Origin of the sequence: Paenibacillus sp. GCM10027630 (assembly GCF_042676305.1) — a bacterium.
Lineage (GTDB): Bacteria > Bacillota > Bacilli > Paenibacillales > NBRC-103111 > Paenibacillus_S.
Map to the genome: position 1 here is coordinate 60,581 of NZ_JBHTGY010000002.1, position 20,299 is coordinate 80,879.

Here is a 20,299-nt window from a genome sequence, read left to right on the forward strand (position 1 = left end):
AAACAAAAAAAGTGTTTATGAATGTAAGTAATTAATTGCCTTTAAATATAACTGTTCTTTCCGCTTTCTATCATGCTCTCCAGGTACGGGTTTCTTGAAAAAGTCTACACTTAGCTTACTAATTAATCGCTTATCAAGTGCATGCTCTAGTAAATCATATCCTCTAAGGCTTACCAGTGTTTCGATCTCCGTAGCATTTAAATCTTGGTGTGTTCTTAATTTATTTCGCATTGACCAAAAATATATTTGCCGTTCAACCTCTTTGTTATAGAATTCATTAAAAATCAAATTAACTTGTTCTTTCGTAACTTGGTCATTTTTTATAGCTCTTATGACTAGACTCTCGAGCGCACTAAAATTATCTTGTCTAAATTCCTGTATCAGTTTTAATAACATATCATCTGACCAGTCTAATTGCTGATAATACGACCATAAAATATGCTCTTTGACTGAATAAGATATGGTCAACTGTCCCATTTTTCTAGTAATATACTCTAGTGAACTAAATTCAAGTGTCCCATGAATTGACAATTGTTCACTGATGCTTAATGAATTTATTAATTTATCTATTAATTCAGTTTGATCTTCTAAAACAAGCTCTTGTATATGTTTAGATACCAACTGCATATGTGAGTTAATAATTAAACTTCCTTTCTTTTAATATGTTTTTATATTCTACGGGGATTTCTTATAACGTATTCACGAACCAGAGAGCCTCAAGGCATTGTAGCACTGGATCCGTAGTCGACTTCCTCGATTACGCTAGTCTTGTAATTACCTCGTCTTTAATCGATTTAGTTATTCCTGTCTGAAAATCCGTTTCTATTAAATATTCTTTTAAATCTCCCATTTCTTCTTCATCATCTATTATTATAAAATGATTTATTTCTTGTTGAGTGCCTTTACTGATTTTAATATATTCTTGTATTTCCCTACCTCGAATTGCGCCATCAAAAATTGGAGTCATTCCAATGACCTTATTAAGTCCATTAATTTCAAATATTGATTGCAACTGTTTTAAGGTCCTCCCTTCACGCCACGATGAACTTACAACAATATAAGCTTCTGTTCTATCCAATATTTCACGTAAATTTATAATGCACTCTGGATCGAATTCGTAGCCAAAGTATTTACTACTCTGTATCAAGTGCCTTGACGTAACCATTACACCATCGATATCTAAAAAGATGACTTTCATTTAGATCATCTCCCTCAACTATTAATGTTTTTAAAAGTTTACATCATTAAATATTTGTCAAAATACTTTATAATCTTGTACCCTGGATATTCATTCTTATAATAACAGTCCCAATATCTCATCACTCTTTGCCTATAAGTTATTTAATCTCATTAATTAGTTTTATTGGAAATGCTTCAATGCTACGTGAATACGTTGTTAGATAATGTTACCGAACACTTCGAAATACAATAAAGGTATTTTAATTAGCTTTCGTCATTACATAGAATACATCCGTGACATGATAAGTAAATACTATGTTTCTGACATTTGGGAAAACCGTAAGGTATTGTAGGATTATCATCACCCTCTTCGATTTCAGACCATCTTAAGTAATTGTTTATATTAATATTAGTTTCATCAAAAGCATCAATCATTAGCTTAAATTGTTCCAGGCGTTCAATAATCCAATCTTTACGTGGTTCGAAACTTAATCGTTCCCAACCTAACCCTTCGATTGCATTCGATATGGTTCTGATCATGAACTCTTTCTCTTTTTTAAAATTTTCATTTGTCCATGGTATATCTTCAATATTAAAACTAACTGTACCAATGCCTACTACAGATTGATCTTGTTGAGCTAACCATATTATTATTTCTTTTTCTCGATCTATTTCAGCTAGGATAGACCCACTAATCACCAACACTTCAAAAAATACAGAAGTCAAACCATTTGACATTTTTATCGAATCAACTATGTGTCTAAGGTTATTAGGCATTGATATTAAATTTCCCACAGATTTCTTGCCTCTTCTCTGGTTTTAATATTCGGTAATTTCATCCAACGTTTGTGTATTCACGAACTCGAGAGGCTCTAAGGAGCGTTAGTGACTGGGTCGAAGACTTAGCCTCGTAGTGGTTGTCTGACTGGCTCCTCTTCCCCGAAATGCCTCGAGCAGACCAAGAAGCGATAGCAATGCGGCCTAGATGCGGTGTTAGACGAAGTAATATTCATTTCTCCGATTCATCTAAACTGATCTTTTGTATTTCAAAATTATCTTTATGTCTAATGTATATAATCGCAATCGGAAAATTACTTGGCTCGCCCCTTCCACCTTCTAATATCCGCACTTCTCGCGCTCCAAAAACAAAGTAATCATACTCCATTAACTCATTAATTTGTTTAGTTAATTCAAAACCTTGTTTTATTCTTTCAACCGATTCAAACTCACTGAGTAAATCACCTATGATTCTCATTCGTTGATTCATCATGATCAAATTGATAACCCAGTGCCCCATCAATAATTGAAATAATATCCTTACCACTAATAAGTCTTGAAAGTACATCTGGGATATTCTCCTGTATCCTTCTAATTCTCATTGGTTCAAACTTAGTTGTTTGTTCATCAAGCCTTTTTGCGACCCATTTTTCATGATTATCTTTCATTTGCTTCAATATGTGCTCTGTATATGTCTCTTGCTGATCATCAATCATTTTATGATGTACTCTACATAACAGAATTAGATTGTCGTAAGAATCAATAATCTCTTTATCGAACTCAGAATTGTATCGTGGACCATTTGCTTGACCTGAAATAACATGACATTCTTCGCCAATGACAGATGGATCATTTTTAATAGTTGCTTCTACAACTAATTCAATTTTGCAAATCGTGCATCTATTCCCAGATCTTCCCCATAATATCTTTCGTGTCTTATCAGAGATTGACATGATCTACTCACTCCATAATAAATGAATATTATTTCGTCTAAGGTTGTTGTGTTCCCGATGTCTCACATCTTTACTTGAATTTGTAATTAAGCAATCAGGAAATTGATCTAAGACTGATTTTTTTTGACCCACTTCCTCGAAATGCCCCGAGCAGACCAAGGATTGAAAGGTCCTTAGCGTGAATACGGTGTTATACGCTGTTCGACTCTTCCTTGATTAAACTCGATACATGCTTGTAGATCTTTCCAAAAAGTCTTTCTCATAATCTAAATTATAAAAAATAAAAATATCTTCCGAGTTATATGGGAATCTTGCAACTACTCCACCTTGGTTAGTCATATACTCATAAGTTTTGAATGAAGACGTATAACCTACTTCCAAAGGAATTGAGATCGGATCGATGTTGACATATTGAATTCGGTTATTTAGATTATTAACATCTTCTTTTTGTAATGTAAGTTTTTCAATCCACTCAAAGTACCCATCATCTCCTGACTTTGATGGCAAAAACTCTGCTTTAAATGGGTGAATTAATTTAGAAAGTATTTCGTTATTGCTTATAATATCTACATCTTTATTTGGTTTGTTTCCTACCCAAATTTTTGCTCTGGCTATCTTCCCTGAAAAGAGCCCTGACCAAACGTGAAGAAAACAATATGCATCATAAACATCGATATCAAATTGCTTAGGTTTTTGAAAAATAGCATTAACCAGGTCCTGTGGATACTTACCGCTTCGTAAGTCCTTTAAAAAACTAAATAACACTGGTCCATTTTGGGGTTTACGAATTATCAGTTCATCTACAATTTCTATAATAATTTGTTCAATAATTGTTCTCGACATCTTTGATACCCCCAAAAATAAAAATAGGTCATTGTCGAATTGCGTATAACGTTGTTGTATCCACGAACCCTCACCACCTTAAGGGACGAAGTCCCGGCCGCGATGCGGTTAGGTGGTGCAGGGTTGTCTGCCTGTTTACACTTCCTTGAAATGCCTCGGGCAGACCGAGGGAGCGTTAGCGACCGCAGCGTGGATACGATGTTATGGGATATTACTGCCTTCTATGAACGACCAACAAAAATTATTTCTTGATTTACCCATTCTGAGTCTTTATATGCCTTTTCTATTCCATGTTCTTTAATTAGTTTTTTTGACAGATTTTTCTGTAATAAGTTCGTACTAAACCCCTTATCAAATGGGTTTGGAGTTATCTTAATTTCCTTGTTATTCATCCACTCGGCTACTAATCGACCATTACTTTGATTATTGAATAATTCTGAATCCTCAAATCCTGTTCTATATCTAGGATGCTCTTGTTCTTTACTAACTCCGGGACAGTTTAAACAAACATATAGAGAAATTACATCGCACAGTTGAAGCAATTTAAACTGCTTGAAAATGTCATTATGATTTGTTAAGTCTAGCTCAGTTATTATTCTTTGCTGTCTTTGTAATTCATTATTTGAAAAATCACTGCATTCCTCTATAGTGCTATTCTGAAAAATCCCAAAGGATGAATAATGTAAGCTACATAGTAATCCAGCGTACTTATTCATTCGCTCTATTTGATCCAATCCATATGTATAGTGTGTTAGTTTGGGCAATAGTGGATAATCAATAAATGAAAAAGGCACAGAATTACGATCATTCCATATCGGAGTCGCGTCAAGTCTAATCCATCCTAAGTCATGCTGATAAACAGCAAATATCAAATCATCAAAGAAAGGATCATTAATAAAATAGTTCTTAAAATTTCTCGCAACATCCCCTGATAATTGGGCATGATCATGTTGCCTAACCATTGTAATCTCATGTTCGGTTTCACGAATAATCATTTTCCTTCGGTTCCTTTACTTAAATATCTTTGCAGCAATTTCCCATAACGTCTTATTTGCGAACTTAGTAAAATAATCTTATTTTAGTTGTATTTATGAACTTCAGGAATATCACGATTAGCAATGATTTTGTGAAGGAATTGGGAAAATCAATTCAAAAGGATTTCCATAAGACTGAGATCTTTTATCCATGCATCTGAATAGCGTTTGGAGGTAGTTCGGCTTAGCAATGCCTCCTTGTCCTTGAGTGGAAATCGATCTTTGATAAAATCATCCCATCAAAACCCGCCCTCCCATTATACCAGTCAATGTAAATATTGGAAATTCAAAAAAGGGGCTGACAAAGTCTTATAAGACTCTGCAACCCCCGATACTTACAGCACTATTTAAGTTCAGAAATACAATTATCATGTCGTTGGTACGGACCACTCACTCTCTTTTGATCATAGAAAATAATGTTCTAACTCATAAGATAATTTGCTCCAAACGCCAACGAATTTCATCAGCCCTTTCTTCTCCGGCGACTTCTGTCACAATGCGAAATCCTTCCGATAGATTAGGCTTTCTGCGCACATTATGGGCATCTGTAGCAATAACATGCATATAATCATTCTCTATGAGCCAATGGCTGAAGCTCCTTGCTTCTTCGGAGTTTTTCCCCAGCAAGCTGTCAACCGACACCTGAGTAAGGCAGCCTTGATCGATAAGGTTGACGAGAAGCTGTGGATGATCACGGAAGAAAAAGTGCCTCTCGGGATGGGGAATAATCGGCCTGATTCCTCGTTTCAAGAACGATTCGACGATTTCCGGAGTTTCCTTGCAGTACCCCTCCCACACTTGTTCGAGCAGGATGAATTTACAAGCGGCTCCCAGATAGAAATAATTTTCGCTTAGCGTATGTTCTTTGATAAAATCAGCATTTTCCAGTCTCACCTCATGCCCAGCGTAAATCGTGACGTCGATGTTGTGAAGATGCAGCTGATTCTGAAGTTCGTCCACCTTATCCCGAACCCGTTGGCGATGTGTATAATGGTCCGCAGAAAAATGGGGTGTAGCAATGATATGGCGAATTCCATCATCATAAGCGATTTGAGCCATTTCAATTGATTCCATAATGTCTGGGGGACCATCGTCGATCCCAGGAAGAATATGGCAATGAATATCGATCATATGCTATTCATCATCCTTTCACAGATCCGAGCATGGCGCCTTGGACGAAATATTTTTGCACGAACGGGTACAAGAAGAGCACGGGGAGAATGGCGACGTACACCGTGGCATATTTGATATTCAGGCTCATTACAGCCAGTTCTTCCGCTCCCGTACTCGCAGTTTGCGAGGCCATATCCCCTGCGATAACTATGTTGCGGAGAATAATCTGCAGCGGATACAAGTTCTTCTCGTTCAAATAGATAAGCGCCGGGAAAAAGCTGTTCCAGTGGGCTACTGCATAGAATAGAAACATCGTGGCCATCACCGGCATGGAAAGTGGCAGCACCACCTGAAGGAGAATCCGGAATTCACCGGCTCCGTCTACCGTCGCTGATTCGTGCAGCGAATCCGGAATATTTTCGAAGAATGTTCGCATCAAGATCATATTAAATACATTAATAGCTGTCGGAATTAGAATAGCCCATACCGTATTCACCATACCGAGCGAATGAATCACCATATAACGGGGAATCAAACCGCTGTCGAAAAACATGGTGAAGATGACAAATAGCGATAACACCGCTCGTCCAAATAAATATCCCCTGGACAACGGGTAGGCGCACAATGCGGTCATGATCAGATTGATAACAACTCCGGCAGTCGTATAAAACAATGTATTGGCATAAGCGCGTAAAATAGATGCATCAGCCATAATGACATCATAAGCTTGCAAATTCAAGCCTTTGGGAAGAAAATAAACTTCCCCACGGTTAACGGCATCGCCGGCACTGATCGATACGATACCCATATAATACAGAGGGTACAAAGTAACTACGATCAGAAACAGCATGAACAGTACATTGCAGATATCGAATATGCGACCGCTATTGATTATGCGTCCGTGCATGATGTTCCCCCCTTTTTAGAACAGCCTTGTTCCGCTAATTTTCTTCGATATCATATTGGCAGAGATGACCATGCCGAAAGCAATTATGGATTGGAAAATTCCGACTGCAGCAGCGAAGCTGAAGTCGCTGTCAATCAAGCCTCGGCGATAAATGAACGTCTGAATGACGTCTGCCGTATCATAAGTGGGGCCGCTGTACAGCAATATAATTTTCTCAAAGCCGACCGACATCATTTTTCCGAGCATAAGGAGAAGCATAATCGTGACCACGGTAGAAATACCGGGCAATGTAATATGAATCATCTTATTCCAGCGATTAGCTCCATCCATCGTAGCGGCTTCATATAACTGAGGATCGATGGAGGTGAGCGCGGCTAAAAAGATGATGGAATTCCAACCCATATTTTGCCATATTTCTGAACCCACGAAGATGGTACGGAACCATTGGGGCAAGGCCATGAACGTCCTTGGCTCACTGCCTAGCCACTTGATCAAATTATTGATCAGACCGTCCGTCGACAAAAAATTGACCAGCATTCCAGCTACTACAACTGTGGACAAGAAATGCGGGATGTACGTCACTGTCTGAATGAAACGTTTGAACACCTGAAGGCGAAGCTCATTCAACAATAGAGCAAAAATAATTGAAGATGGGAAAAAGAATAATAACGAATAAAAATTAATGAGCAGCGTATTACTGACCACCTGCCAAAAATAGGAATCCGTCAAAAATTGCTTGAAATATTTAAATCCTACCCAGGGGCTGTCAAAAAATCCTCTTACAATAGAGTAATCCTGAAAGGCCATTAAATTCCCGATCATTGGAGCATAATGGAAAACTAAAAAATAAATAAGAGGAAGCGCAAAAATCACATACAGCGGTATACTTCTAACGAATTTTTTTCTGACACCTGCAGCCGATATCATATCAAGACCTTCCTTTCTTAAAAAAAGGGGAACTTAGAACACGGCCGGTTCCCCTCTTTCAGCTGTTTACTTGACTACACGCGCTAAAGCATCGTTATAAATTTTTTCAAGCTGGTCGGATCCGAGCTTCTTCAGCTCAGCCACGAAACCATCCCAATCCTTGTTGAGTGCGCCATCCACCATAATAAATTTATCCATGTTGCGAGTGAGGTAGGAATCAAGCTGAGACCGCAGCTGCTTCAACTTCTCGCGCTCGTCCTTAGTAAACGGAGGATCGCTTACAAAACGGATACTTTCCCCGTCTTTTTCCATTTTAACCGTTCTATCATCCCATTCTCTGGATTGTGGAGTTTGGAAAGGCTGGCCCAAGCGTGTATCTTCCAATACGGCAAAGCCGAGATAGCCTAAACCAAATAAAGAGGAAATCGTATAGCCTGGTGTTTTGTCATCCTTATACTTATTGAATAAAGCATCGGCCATTTTGTACTCGCCATTCGCTAGTGAATAATGCTCGCCCTGGAGACCGAAGCTGGTCAGATTCGAGCCCTCATCGGAGTAGAGCCAATCCATGAAAGCAACCACTTTTTCCGGATTTTTCACCTTGGGATTAATTACGTACGATTCGGACAGATGGCCTTTTGCGTAGATCAGATTCCGCTTTGTGCCGTTAGGCGAGGTCAGCGTTGGAAGCATGTCGAATTTCGATTTCGGATCTACTTTTTGCAGTGCAATATTGAATTGGTTCGCGAAACCGTTATTATCCTGGAAATAGAATGATTTCACGGAGCTTAGCTTCTCCTGCCAGATTTGAGAAGTGGCTGTTGCATAATCAGGATCAAGCAGCTTCTCCTTGTGCAGTTTGAACAACCATCCGATGGCATCCTTGAATTCAGGAGAATTCGGGCCAAATTTATATTTTTTCTCTTTGGGTTCGTAATACACTTTGGAGCCGTTGAACGTTGTGTAACCGCTTCCAAAGGCAAATGCAATAGGATTTATCAAGTTTTCAGTTCCGGTTAGCCCATTAGCCGCACGAGCCGTAAATGGATAGGAATCCGGGTATGCCGCTTTCATCTTTTTGAAAACCTCATACAGCTCGTCATAGCTAGTAGGTGCTTTGGCTCCGATCTTATCAAGGATATCTAAGCGAATCATAGATAACTGTCCGCCGGCGCCGGCGTAACTGGCAGCTAGAGGGAAACCATATAACTTATTGTCAATCCGATTCTTGTTAATATCCGGTTGTTGTTCAATAACTTTCTTTAAATTCGGCATCTTGTCAAGGTATGGGGTCAGATCGAGGAAAATTCCGGTATCCGCATAGTTCTGGATATCGTCCTGCTTCACCAGCATAATATCCGGTGTTGTGTTGGTAGCAATTAGCGTCTTCTTCTTATCGTCATAATTGCTTTGCGGGACGCTTTGCAAATTTAGCTTGACGTTTTGCCTCTTCTGGAATTCCTTGACAGCGAGCGAATCGTTAAGAATCGCCTGTGAAGGATGCTCGTATCTCATCCAAGATATTTCCAGCGGTGCGGCAGGTGCAGGGGCCGGTGTTGTCGCTCCTCCTGAAGCTGCCGGCGGCGTTGCTGTCGGCTTGGAGTTGGCATTATTCGCAGGCTGCGCTCCTCCGCTGCAGCCTGCTATCAATCCGGCAGGCAACAATATAGCGCACCCAGTCATGATGACCCTCGTCTTTAAACTTGTTTTTTTGTACATATAGAACCTCCCCAAATCATAAATTATCCCGCACCATTCACTCTAACGACTTCCATTTTATACGTATATAACCAATAGGGAGCATTATGCTCCGAAATTCCGTATTGATGCCGATGATTCACATTTCCACCATGAACTAAAAAGTCTACTTGGCTTCATCCTGCTTTCGACAGATGGCGTTACGGTAATCTACTGGAGTAATCCCTTCGTGCTTCTTGAATATTCGCAAAAATGTAGTGCGACTCAAAATGCCGATTTGTTCAGACACTTCACTGATTTTCAAATCCGTCTGAGCGAGCAGCTCCTTGGCTTTGGCCATCCGCACCAAGCTTATATAATCCGTAATGCTAGTCCCTGTCGTTTCTTTGAACAGTCGGGACACATATTTGGGGGACAAGCCGATTTCGTCTGCTATATTTTCCAAATAAATGTTATTACGGTAATTGTTTTCTATGTAGCTCGTAATGAGCGTAATAACCGTTCCTGCTTTCGGCTCACCCTTGACAGTTGTTTCGGCGATAATGCGCCTGTAGAAATCCAATAGCCGTTCAATACGTTCATCGAACTCATTTGGCGACATGTTCCTGCCCGCCAGAATGGCGTACTCATCTTCCGTAAGCAGCAAGTGAAGATTAAGCTGTCGCTCATGAATATATCGGATGCCGGTATTCAACAGTTCAGCAAGCAGCGTGCCAAGATAAGCATAAGAAACGCCGCGATTCATGTTGGACTGGACCAGACCTTCTACTTCCGTACGCAAGGTTTCGATATTTCCTGATTTGAAACCGTTCGCAATTTTACTTTCGTCCAGAAAAGAATAAAAATGTGTTTGTTCAATGGTGAAATTAGCGGCATCAGCGATCGTGACTTCAGAATGCCCTTTTCCATGAACGATTGCCGTGATAGCATCGCTGTAGGATTTGGCAATATCTCCTACTTTGGAGTAGATTTTTCCCAATCCGATTGTCAGCTCGCAATAGATCATATCGTATTCGAAGGTGCTCTTCATATTTTCCAATGCCAGATCAAGCAAAAGCCGGTCTTCTTCTCGCTTCAAATTCATGATGCATACATACAGGTTTGGATCTAATTCCAGCACATAGCAATTAACATGACGCTGCATGAGTCCCCATAATAGATTTTTCATCTTTTCCTGAATTAGCAGCCGGTCGGTTTCCAGAAGCTCGTGATAAAATCGCCCCTTGTAATCAAACATAAAACAGCAGCATGAGTAATAGGAACCTTCAAAACCAAGCTTATTTAAAATCCGGGTCGGAATTTCCTGCTGCACCCACGCTTGCCCCTTGATCAAATTGGTAAAAAATTGATCGTGCAGCTCGCTCGAATATTGATTCAGTGTGAGAGCCGCGTTTCGATTCTGTTCGACCAATTGATGAATCCGGCTTCGGATCATTTTTAATTCGTCACTGCTTCGGAATTCATTGTGAACCTCGATTTCCTTCTCCTCGCGGATCAGAATTTCCTTAATATTTTTGATCGGATTATAAAGATTGACACTGAACACAAATGAAAAAAGGATGCCAATGATTACGAGACTAACGCAAATCCAGAATACGACGTTCAAAATGCCGGATGATTCGCTGCCAAATGATGATACTGGGGTTATGGAGTAATAGTTCCAGCCGAAAGAGCCAGAAGGAGAATGTGCAATCAAGACTTCGGAACCGTTCAACTTCGTAAAGAGGAAGTCCTTATTCTCAGGGAACTGCGCATCAATATGCCGAACCGTATCCCCATCCCAATTACCGCTGTTTAGAATCACCTGTCCGCCGCTGTTCAGAATCAGATAAGTCGTTGAGGAGTAGAGCGAATTGTTGTTAAGTGAAGAAGCGATAGCAGGAACAGACAGGCTGGTCACTAATGTCGCCAGTTTGCCATTCACATATTGTGTGGAGACGCTCGGTATAACCTCCTGAGTATGCGGACCGTTGGATGGCCCCACTCGGGTCGGGGGAAGCAGCTCGAATAAGCTGCTTGTCTCGAGCTTTTTTTTCCAAAACTCCTGATCGTAGTCGTCCAAATGATAAAATTGTTCAAAAAACGTTTCAAAGCTGAAGAGCCCTTCGGTGGAGTACACACGTTTTGTATCGATGTATAGGAAAATTTTATCTATGAACGAACTGATTGTATTACGATTTTGAACAATGGCTTTGATAATCATCGGCAAGTTGACTTTCTCCTGATCGGTCAGTTGAGGGTAAGGCTTTAAATACTGTTCAATGATATCGCTAAGAAATAAATTATTGTTCGTGGATTGAGCCATCTCCAAATAAATGTCAACAGTTCGGGAGGAGGACTTCAAATTGGTGCCAAGCTTTTGGGACACATCTTTCTTGACGATCTGTTCCTCATTCAGATAAGAGGTCAGACCGATGATTATTATGGGAATTAACAAAGAGAGGAAGTACATGAGAATTTTCCGGAACAATTTATTTTTTATCACTGGCATACTTCCGAACCCCCTCTTCTTGTATAGACGGATGCGCACGTAATAGCATAGAATTACGATCGGAAAACGTTTACATTTTCACCTGCAAATTATTTTAAAATTGATACAATTCCAAACAATTGTGAAGACTTGACAAGGACTTACAACTCGAATGATTAACCTACCGTGACTATAACATACTCGAATTTGATGCGGAGTTAAAGGATTACATTGAAAAACTTTTAAAAATATCCTTTCCGTATAGTTGCACAATTTCATGTAAACGATTACACTTTTCTCGCAATAATTACCAAGAATACCTTTGATAGAACAAGGCCGTTAGGCCATAGTCCGCATATGCTGCTAGCTGATGTCATGCGGCTTTCTTGGCTGCCCATCTACTCTTTTTCCAGTTGCTTTAAATAATAAAGGATCCCCGCTCGATCCACGTTTGAAAATTGTAAAGGATTGCTGCGAATTAATTCTGATAGTTCTTTTATGGTAACCCATTTAATATCCGTTGTTTCGTCTCCGGACTTCAGAATCTCACCTTCAGCTCTGCATCTAAAATAATACCCTACTGAATCAATAGGTCCCTTTAATGTTTGATATGCACCAAATGGTTTAATGCATTCAACTTCAAATTCTGGATTTATTCCGGTTGTGTCAATTCTTGTGTCTTCTCCTTCAATTTCAGTTACTTCCAATCCGGTCTCTTCCTTTACTTCTCTTCTCAATGCTTGTATTAACGATTCAAATGGCTCGATTCTTCCTCCAGGCAATTCAATCTTTAATGGTTCATTGGGTTTATTTCTTGTTTGAATTACGATTTGTCTTTCATTATTAAAATCTCTTTCAATTATCGCTCTAGAGTTAACAAAAAACATAGGATCAATCCCCTCTTTACACATCATTTCAGTTTTCTTGCCGACCCAGGATCGCTTGTGAAAATGCAGTTCTTTCTTTCTTTCTATTATAACAACCATTGTAAATATTGGAAATTAAAAAGGATAAAAACGACACACTTGCCTTCCGCCTTTTAAGAGTAGCCTCATTTTAATCAGCTCATTGAATATGCACTATAATAAATATATAGTTAGATACAGGGTCCGCCGCTTTCACGGACAAGTACGTCGTCAGTGTGGCGGCGATCGCCGTTCGAACATGCTGAATAAGGAGTGATTGGAAACTATGATTGAACACATTCGCATGAACAATGTCCAGCGTTTTGCCGGATTCGGGGCGCTTTACGATGAAAATCGGCCTACTGCCCCACAAGAGGTGGTCAAGCTACTAACGACATACTTGAATCGCAAGCCACAAACGGTAGTTGATGTGGGCTGCGGCACCGGCCTTTCTTCCTTTCTATGGTTGGATGAAGCGGAGAGCATCATAGGCGTTGAGCCGAGCGACGATATGCGTTCGGTTGCCTTAGCCAAATGGGAGGCGATGAATAAGCCGAACAAACTGCAATTTGTCAAAGGCCTTTCCCATCAATTAGAAGTACCGTCAGCAACTGTGGACATCGTCACTTGCTCTCAATCGTTTCATTGGATGGAGCCTCAAAGTACGCTTCGCGAGTTTGCCCGTGTCCTTCGTCCAGGCGGTGTATTCGCAGCTTACGATTGTGACTGGCCGCCAGCGCTCGATTGGACAATTGAAGAGAATTACCGGAGAATCAATGAATTGGGTGATGCACGTGCGACGGAGCTAGCACAAGATGAGCAGCGAGCATTCAAATGGAACAAGGATGAGCATCTCCAGAACATTCGCAGCTCTGGCTTATTCCGATATACCAGGGAAATCGTCTTTCATCAATGGGAAATGTGCAATGCAGCGCGTTATGTGAATATCGCATTAAGCCAAGGTGGACTGCAAACTGCATTGAAGCTTGGAGCAGACGAACTGCATGCGGAAGTCGCAGCATTTCGTGAACTGGTGGCTCAAGTATTTGCAGGAGAAGAAAGGCCCATTTTATTTGGCTACAGAATGCGTCTAGGCATTGTGTAACTTACGTAACAGTGCAGCCACCGAGAGCGGATTTAGAAAAGCACCAATCCACAGACCGTGAAGGAGAATTCTGGAAGGAAGCCTCCCACAAATACCCGCTTCAAGGTATATAAATTAGTATGCTATCTTATCAGTTATATCTTCCCAAATGATAAACCAACGGCAGTCTTGAACATTAATTTATGTTCTAGGCTGCCGTTGTTGTTATTAGACTATTGGCTTTACTTATTCTGCCTTCACAAAATGGTCGCATTTTCAACGCTATTCATAGCTCACTATGTGATTAAAATCACATAATCTCTTAGCTTAATCTGCCAAGATAAGAGCATGAGAACGAAGCTCGTTGTCCCCCAATCATTTGAAGAAAGTGAGGATCTATCATTATGGATTTAATCATGCTTGCACGCACGCAATTCGCTTCAACGACCATTTTTCATTTTTTCTTTGTCCCAGTTTCAATTGGCCTCGCCCTCCTGATTGCTATTATGGAAACGATCTATGTAGTAAAAGGACGGGAAGAATACAAGCAAATGGCACAATTCTGGGGAAAGCTTTTTCTGATCAACTTTGCCATCGGGATTGTCACTGGCATTTTGCAAGAATTCCAATTCGGTATGAACTGGTCCAATTATTCCCGCTTTGTGGGTGATGTATTTGGAGCTCCACTCGCAATTGAAGCGCTGCTTGCCTTCTTTATGGAGTCTACCTTCATAGGACTATGGATTTTTGGCTGGGAGCGCCTCTCGCCTAAGCTTCATTTACTTTGTATCTGGTTGGTTACGCTCGGCACTTCCATGTCAGCATTCTGGATTCTGGCTGCCAATTCGTTTATGCAGCGCCCGGTCGGCTTTACGATAGCCAATGGACGTGCCGAGATGAATGACATTTTTGCACTATTAGGGAACGGACAGCTGTGGGTCGAGTTTCCTCACACCTTGCTTGGAGCTTTTGCAACAGGCGCCTTCCTTGTCACAGGAATCAGCGCGTGGAAGCTGCTAAAAGGCCAAGAGATGTCCTTCTTCCGCAAATCTTTTCAGATCGCTGCACTTGTGGGCTTGATCGCTTCCGTAGGTGTTGCCTTGTTCGGTCACCAGCAAGCTCAATATTTAGTCAAAACCCAACCGATGAAAATGGCCGCTAGCGAAGGCTTATGGGGAAAAAGCGGTGATCCCGCTCCTTGGACCGTAATTGCAAGCATTGATCCAATCAAGCAGAAAAACAGCGGTGAAATCAAAATCCCTTATTTGCTAAGCTATTTGTCGCATAGTCAATTTTCCGGTGAGGTAAAAGGAATGCTTGAACTGCAGGCTCAATACACCGAGCAATATGGGCCAGGTAACTATATTCCACCTGTCCGCACAACATTTTGGAGCTTCCGAATTATGGTGGCTGCAGGGTCGATTATGATACTAGTGGGGATGTATGCCATCTATTTGTGGGTACGCCACAAAATGACGAAGCCTACTAACTGGTTCATGCGAATAATGGTCGCTAGCATTTCACTGCCGTTCATTGCCAACACCGCTGGGTGGATTATGACCGAGATCGGACGTCAACCATGGACGGTCTTCGGACTCATGCGGACGGAAGACGGGATTTCGCCAAGCGTATCTGCTGGTCAGGTGCTCTTTTCCCTGCTATCGTTTACAGCCATATACTCAGTGATTGCCGTTATTATGGTGATGTTATTTATTCGTATCATTAAAAAGGGACCTTATGAGTCGACCAAGTCAACTCATGAATCAAGCGATCCATACGATAAGGAGGAGTATCATGCTATCTCTTAACGAACTTTGGTTTGTACTGGTTGCCGTATTATTCATAGGCTTCTTTTTCCTGGAAGGGTTTGACTTCGGAGTCGGCATGTCCACCTCCTTGCTTGCCCGCACAGACGGTGAACGCCGAGTGCTTATTAACTCTATCGGGCCTTTTTGGGACGGCAATGAGGTATGGCTGATTACTGCAGGTGGGGCGATGTTCGCCGCTTTTCCTCACTGGTATGCCACGATGTTCAGTGGCTATTATACACCTCTGGTTCTGGTGCTTCTCGCCTTAATTGGACGTGGAGTTGCATTCGAATTCAGAAGCAAGCTGGAGAATACCCGGTGGAGGAAAACTTGGGATGTCGTCATTTTTCTCGGCAGCCTTCTGCCTCCCCTGCTCCTTGGCGTTGCCTTTTCCGGCATGATAAAGGGGCTGCCCATCGGCAGTGATATGGAAATGAATGCAGGTTTTTTTGATATTGTGAATGGCTACACGCTACTTGGAGGGATTTGTGTCGTTGCTCTTTGTTTATTGCACGGGCTTATGTTCATTACCCTGCGCACTACGGATGAGCTGCAAATACGGTCACGTATTCTGGCAAAAAAACTGCTGCTCCCAACCGCCTTCTTGCTCATTATGTTTGCTTTTATGACTTACTGGATGACCGATCTCTTTGAGCAGCATAGTACATTGTTAACTTTAACTGCTGCGCTAGCCTCAGTAGCCTATCTACTTGCCAGCTTTTTTATAAACCGCAAGAAGGATGGATGGGCATTCGGCATGACTGGTGCTGTAATAGGCTTATCAGTCGCATCCGTTTTTATCGGTCTTTTCCCGCGAGTCATGATTAGCTCCATCGACAGTATGTTCAGCTTAACGATATATAATGCCGCATCTGGAGCTTATTCACTCAAAATTATGGCCATTGTTTCCTTGTCCCTTCTGCCCTTTGTACTAGGCTATCAAATATGGAGTTACTTCGTGTTTCATAAGCGCGTCCATGAAAAGGATCATCTGGAATACTGATGGATCGTACACTCCTGATGTTCAAGGGAATAAGGGCTGTCTTGAGCATCGTAACGGTATTCACACTGATTCAATGCTGCAGCATGATAGTAGCTGCCCAAGCTTTGGCCGACATTATCTCTGAATGCTTCGCTGGGGCTGCTATAGAAACCCAGACAAGCAAGCTGCTCTTATTCACCTTGGCGTTTGTAGTCCGCCATATGATGACGCTGCTTCAGCAGCGGACTTCGCATCGATTTGCAGCGATAACAAGCGAAACTATGAGACGCCGTCTGATGGATAAGCTGTTTCAGCTCGGACCAAGATTCACTAGTGCTCAAGGTACAGGAAGCCTCACAACACTTGTGCTTGAAGGCGTGACCCAATTTCGCAGCTATGTGGAGCTAGTCATTCCACGAATGATCGGAACAGCGGTTGTTCCTGCCGTGCTTCTTATTTATATTTTTTTGCAAGACACTCTTGTTGGCTTGATTCTTACTATAACAATGCCTATCTTGATCGTATTTATGATCTTGATCGGGCTTGCAGCGAAAAGTCAGGTGGAAAAGCAGCATGACTCCTACCGGCAGCTGTCTAACCATTTCGTAGATTCCCTTCGGGGAATCGAGACATTGAAGTTTCTCGGACAAAGCCGCAAACATGCCGCAACTATTGAGAAAGTAAGTGACCGGTTTAAATCGGCAACAATGCGGACGCTCAAAACGGCTTTCTTGTCTTCCTTCGCCCTTGACTTCATTGCGATGCTCTCTGTGGCATCGGTAGCGGTAAGCCTTGGGTTGCGACTCGTGAATGGTACTATATGGCTAGCCCCTGCCCTAACGGTGCTGATACTTGCACCCGAATACTTTCTTCCGATTCGCATGCTGGGCTCAGACTATCATGCTACACTGGATGGCAAAGAAAAAGGAGCAGCCATGATGGCGATCCTTCAACTGCCATCTCAGCCTTTGCCTTCCATCGATGGAAAAAAGGAGACCTCCTATGGCATATGGAATGAAGCCAGCCATCTGACACTATCGTCAGTTGGAGTGAAGCATGATGAGGCAGCGCCCTATTCTCTCGATGCGGTTTCCCTTAAATTAAGCGGCTATGGAAAAATTGCCATAATCGGTGAGACCGGTGCGGGTAAATCAACCTTGCTTGAAGTAATTGGCGGTTTATTGGAGCCTTCATCAGGACAATTAACTTGGGATGGCTGCAAGTTAACCGATAAGTTCAGGAATGAGGCTTGGCGAAAGGAAACCGTCTATATGCCGCAGCATCCTTATTTGTTCAGCGGTACCCTATTGGACAATATTAAATTTTACCGACCCGAAGCAACGTTGGAAGAGGTAAAGCAGGCTGTAATCAAAACAGGCTTGACTGGATGTATCGATAGCCTCCCAAATGGCTTGGAAGAGCTGATTGGTGGAGGGGGTAGGCCGCTAAGCGGCGGGCAAGCGCATCGTATCGCGCTCGCCAGAGCTATTCTAAGTCAAAGACCCGTCCTATTATTGGACGAACCGACTGCACATCTGGACATAGAAACGGAGTATGAGCTTAAAGAAGCGATGCTCCCTATTTTTGAAAACAAGCTCGTGCTGCTCGCTACCCATAGGCTGCACTGGATGCCCGATATGGATCAAATCTACGTCCTGGAACATGGAAAGCTTGCAGAAGCTGGTACTCACGAACAATTGCTTGCCCGTCAGGGCTTGTACTATCGAATGATGCTCTCGCAGCTTGAGGAGGTACTATGAAAGAACGATGGCTTCTCCCCTACTTACGCTCCTATTTGGGCTCATTTCTAATCATTATAGGATTAGGCGTAGTAACGCTGGCAGCGTCGGCTGCTCTAACCTTTACTTCAGGTTATCTTATATCGAAAGCGGCTCTCCGTCCTGAAAATATATTAATGGTTTATGTCCCAATTGTTGCTGTCCGCACCTTCGGCATCAGTAAAGCTGTGCTACACTATGTCGAGCGATTGGCAGGCCATTTTGCCGTATTGCGCATCTTATCATTGATGCGGGTAAGGCTGTTTCGGATACTTGAGCCGCATGCATTGAATTTCTTCTCCAAATTCCGCACCGGGGATCTTCTCGGAATATTAGCCGATGATATAGAGCAGCTTCAGCATCTGTACCTGCGCACTTTGTTCCCAAGTGCGGCAGCGCTCATTCTATATGGGGCAATCATTGCTGCACTTGGTACGATGGATGTAAGCTTTGCCTTGCTAATAGCTATCTATTTAGGGCTTATTGTATTTATACTGCCCGGAGTATCGCTGCTGATCATGAGACAACGACAGAACAAAATCCAGCATTTCCGAGGATTGCTGTACCAGAAATTAACGGATGCCATTCTTGGAATGGCCGATTGGACAGGAAGCGGCAGACAATTGGATTTTGTTAAAAGCTATGAAGCGGATCAACAAATCATTGAAGAAAATGAACAAGCCATTAAGCGGTGGGAGCGATGGAGAGCTTTTATAGGTCAATGTATCGCTGGGCTCACCCTGCTATCCGTCCTCTTTTGGGCATACAGCCAGGTTAAAGGCCAACTAGTTCCCGTCACATGGCTGGCTGCTTTGGTACTGGTTGTATTTCCTGTTACGGATATTTTCCTGTCTGTACTTTCAGCAGCAGATAAGTTACCTCAATATAAAAGATCACTTTCCCGTCTTCAAGCTATCGATGGATTGAAGACTCCCTCTTCTGAGGAAGATCATGACGCTTTGCCGCTAGATGATCCATCTCAGGTTCATTTGGAGAGCATTCATATTCAATTGAACAACGTGTTTTTCAAATATGATCAGACCGATTCATGGGTTGTGAAGAATCTGAGCCTTGACATTCCACAAGGTAAAAAAATAGCGGTTATCGGACGCAGCGGAGCAGGCAAATCGACCTTGTTCAAGCTCCTCTGCGGGGCATTACTGCCAAGTAAAGGAAGCTTAACCATCAACGGACAAGAAATAAACAGCTTCCACCAGCTGCTCGGGCGACATATCGCCGTTCTCAATCAAAATCCCTATTTATTCGATACAACCGTTGCCAATAATATTCGACTCAGTAACAAATCCGCTGATGAGCACGAGCTGCAAGAAGCAATTGCACAGGCCAGACTTACCCGCCTTCTACAAGAACTGCCTCTCGGCGAACAGACAATGATGCATGAAGCAGGCAGCCGCTTTTCCGGAGGCGAGCGTCAACGTGTAGCACTGGCACGCATATTATTGCAACAATGTCCTGTAGTATTGCTGGATGAGCCGACCCTCGGACTTGATCCCGTAACTGAAAAGAAACTGCTGTCCACCGTATTTCAAACGTTAGAGGGCAAGTCACTTATTTGGGTAACCCATCATCTGGTAGGGATTGAACGTATGGACGAAATTATTTTTATAGATGATGGGGAAGTTGTGATGCGCGGCACCCATCAGCAGCTTTATGAGCAAAGCTCCAGATACAGGAAGCTCTATGCTCTCGATAAACCATTTCTTGAAAATCTGAACCTGAGTCGGAGCTCGTCACAAGCTAAGGCTGAGCCCGCATTCATTGACCCGCATAATCAAATTCATGCACATAAATAAGAGGGCAAGTCGAATGCATTCATTCGA

Annotated in this window: 18 protein-coding genes; 5 read left to right on the forward strand and 13 right to left on the reverse strand. The window is 42.1% G+C overall.

The window, feature by feature from the left end:
* Window positions 1-15: 15 nt before the first annotated feature.
* From ACFQ0C_RS01760 to ACFQ0C_RS01820, 13 genes are all read right to left on the reverse strand, one after another.
* Entirely contained in the window at window positions 16-627 is a 612-nt protein-coding gene (locus tag ACFQ0C_RS01760; protein ID WP_379363379.1) for a hypothetical protein, read from the reverse strand.
* A 130-nt stretch (window positions 628-757) separates the two neighbouring features.
* Complete coding sequence (locus tag ACFQ0C_RS01765; RefSeq protein WP_379363381.1) at window positions 758-1,198, reverse strand: HAD domain-containing protein; 441 nt, start codon at window positions 1,196-1,198, stop codon at window positions 758-760.
* Window positions 1,199-1,443: 245 nt separating this feature from the next.
* Complete coding sequence (locus ACFQ0C_RS01770) at window positions 1,444-1,974, reverse strand: hypothetical protein (RefSeq protein ID WP_379363383.1); 531 nt, start codon at window positions 1,972-1,974, stop codon at window positions 1,444-1,446.
* A 214-nt stretch (window positions 1,975-2,188) separates the two neighbouring features.
* Window positions 2,189-2,434: a hypothetical protein gene (locus ACFQ0C_RS01775; RefSeq protein ID WP_379363385.1), complete on the reverse strand. Its 246-nt coding sequence runs from the start codon at window positions 2,432-2,434 to the stop codon at window positions 2,189-2,191.
* The gene (locus ACFQ0C_RS01780) at window positions 2,418-2,909 is read right to left on the reverse strand and encodes an HNH endonuclease (protein ID WP_379363387.1); all 492 of its coding nucleotides are present in this window, start codon (window positions 2,907-2,909) and stop codon (window positions 2,418-2,420) included. The genes ACFQ0C_RS01775 and ACFQ0C_RS01780 overlap by 17 nt, the downstream gene beginning before the upstream one ends.
* A 216-nt stretch (window positions 2,910-3,125) precedes the next feature.
* Window positions 3,126-3,752: a hypothetical protein gene (locus ACFQ0C_RS01785; RefSeq protein ID WP_379363389.1), complete on the reverse strand. Its 627-nt coding sequence runs from the start codon at window positions 3,750-3,752 to the stop codon at window positions 3,126-3,128.
* Window positions 3,753-3,973: 221 nt separating this feature from the next.
* On the reverse strand, window positions 3,974-4,747 hold the full coding sequence (locus tag ACFQ0C_RS01790; protein WP_379363391.1) for a DUF3891 family protein: 774 nt from the start codon (window positions 4,745-4,747) through the stop codon (window positions 3,974-3,976).
* Window positions 4,748-5,212: 465 nt separating this feature from the next.
* Window positions 5,213-5,917 (reverse strand): tyrosine-protein phosphatase, encoded by a 705-nt coding sequence (locus ACFQ0C_RS01795; RefSeq protein ID WP_379363393.1) that lies wholly within the window; start codon window positions 5,915-5,917, stop codon window positions 5,213-5,215.
* A gap of 10 nt (window positions 5,918-5,927) precedes the next feature.
* A complete protein-coding gene (locus tag ACFQ0C_RS01800; RefSeq protein ID WP_379363395.1) occupies window positions 5,928-6,806 on the reverse strand; it encodes a carbohydrate ABC transporter permease in 879 nt (292 codons plus the stop codon).
* A 15-nt stretch (window positions 6,807-6,821) separates the two neighbouring features.
* A complete protein-coding gene (locus ACFQ0C_RS01805; protein WP_379363397.1) occupies window positions 6,822-7,733 on the reverse strand; it encodes an ABC transporter permease in 912 nt (303 codons plus the stop codon).
* Between the two features lie 66 nt (window positions 7,734-7,799).
* Window positions 7,800-9,452 carry an extracellular solute-binding protein gene (locus ACFQ0C_RS01810; protein WP_379363399.1) on the reverse strand — a complete coding sequence of 551 codons (1,653 nt, stop codon included), beginning with the start codon at window positions 9,450-9,452 and terminating at the stop codon, window positions 7,800-7,802.
* Window positions 9,453-9,597: 145 nt separating this feature from the next.
* Window positions 9,598-11,922, reverse strand: a complete 2,325-nt coding sequence (locus tag ACFQ0C_RS01815; RefSeq protein ID WP_379363401.1) for a helix-turn-helix domain-containing protein — start codon at window positions 11,920-11,922, stop codon at window positions 9,598-9,600.
* Between the two features lie 377 nt (window positions 11,923-12,299).
* A complete protein-coding gene (locus tag ACFQ0C_RS01820) occupies window positions 12,300-12,788 on the reverse strand; it encodes an NUDIX hydrolase (RefSeq protein WP_379363403.1) in 489 nt (162 codons plus the stop codon).
* Between the two features lie 304 nt (window positions 12,789-13,092).
* On the opposite strand from ACFQ0C_RS01820, the gene ACFQ0C_RS01825 reads away from it, so the two are divergent.
* The 5 genes from ACFQ0C_RS01825 (at window position 13,093) to cydC (ending at window position 20,272) form a co-directional block, all read left to right on the forward strand.
* On the forward strand, window positions 13,093-13,911 hold the full coding sequence (locus ACFQ0C_RS01825; RefSeq protein ID WP_379363405.1) for a class I SAM-dependent methyltransferase: 819 nt from the start codon (window positions 13,093-13,095) through the stop codon (window positions 13,909-13,911).
* A gap of 383 nt (window positions 13,912-14,294) precedes the next feature.
* Window positions 14,295-15,698 carry a cytochrome ubiquinol oxidase subunit I gene (locus ACFQ0C_RS01830; protein WP_379363407.1) on the forward strand — a complete coding sequence of 468 codons (1,404 nt, stop codon included), beginning with the start codon at window positions 14,295-14,297 and terminating at the stop codon, window positions 15,696-15,698.
* Window positions 15,685-16,701 (forward strand): cytochrome d ubiquinol oxidase subunit II, encoded by a 1,017-nt coding sequence (gene cydB / locus ACFQ0C_RS01835; RefSeq protein WP_379363409.1) that lies wholly within the window; start codon window positions 15,685-15,687, stop codon window positions 16,699-16,701. The genes ACFQ0C_RS01830 and cydB overlap by 14 nt, the downstream gene beginning before the upstream one ends.
* On the forward strand, window positions 16,701-18,440 hold the full coding sequence (gene cydD, locus ACFQ0C_RS01840) for a thiol reductant ABC exporter subunit CydD (protein ID WP_379363411.1): 1,740 nt from the start codon (window positions 16,701-16,703) through the stop codon (window positions 18,438-18,440). Before cydB ends, cydD begins: the two co-directional genes overlap by 1 nt.
* Entirely contained in the window at window positions 18,437-20,272 is a 1,836-nt protein-coding gene (cydC, locus tag ACFQ0C_RS01845) for a thiol reductant ABC exporter subunit CydC (RefSeq protein ID WP_379363413.1), read from the forward strand. Before cydD ends, cydC begins: the two co-directional genes overlap by 4 nt.
* Window positions 20,273-20,299: the final 27 nt, after the last annotated feature.